Genomic DNA, 588 nt, shown 5'->3' with positions numbered 1-588 from the left:
GCTTCCATGGTATCTCGGATTGTCTGCTCATCCGTTTCGCCATCATAAAGCATCTGCTCCAAAATCTCGTACTGCTCTGATAATTCGTATAATCTCATCTCGTAATCCTCCTTACCAATCTACTTCGTCTGGGCTGATCGCCCCATAATGTCTTTGCGGTACCGGCTGTTTACAGTTCACAGGCTCCGGCGGCAATGCCTCGTCAATCGCCTCCAGTACCTCAATCAGTGCCTCGGCCATCATATCCCGCCTCACCAGTATTTTTTCAGATATACATTTCACGCACTCAGCCATAGTCTCCTGGCTGAATCCGATCTCGTCAATATTCAGTGCGATGCTGCCATAATTACTGCTAACAGTAATCGCCGGCTGCTCTGCAAGTATCTTTGTAGCCGTCTCGCACAAGTCAATTCCGTCATTTAAACGGTTGACTCTTCCCAGCGTGGCCTCTGCGCGTTTCATTAATTCATTTTTTACCATCTTGCACTCCGTTTCTCCCCATGGTACAATGGGGCTGTAGAATAATTAGTAGTTACCTTGAATCCCTGGGAGTTGCAGCTCCTGGGGATTCTGCTTTTAGTGTATTTA

At 47.3% G+C, this 588-nt stretch carries 1 protein-coding gene; it reads right to left on the bottom strand.

Translation table 11 applies throughout. The features are described 5' to 3' along the window. Nucleotides 1-111: 111 nt before the first annotated feature. Nucleotides 112-480, bottom strand: a complete 369-nt coding sequence (locus H8S75_RS32400) for a hypothetical protein (protein WP_187024983.1) — start codon at nt 478-480, stop codon at nt 112-114. Nucleotides 481-588: the final 108 nt, after the last annotated feature.

This window comes from Hungatella hominis, assembly GCF_014288005.1.
Classification (GTDB): domain Bacteria; phylum Bacillota; class Clostridia; order Lachnospirales; family Lachnospiraceae; genus Hungatella; species Hungatella effluvii.
This window is presented reverse-complemented; position numbering and strand designations above follow the sequence as displayed.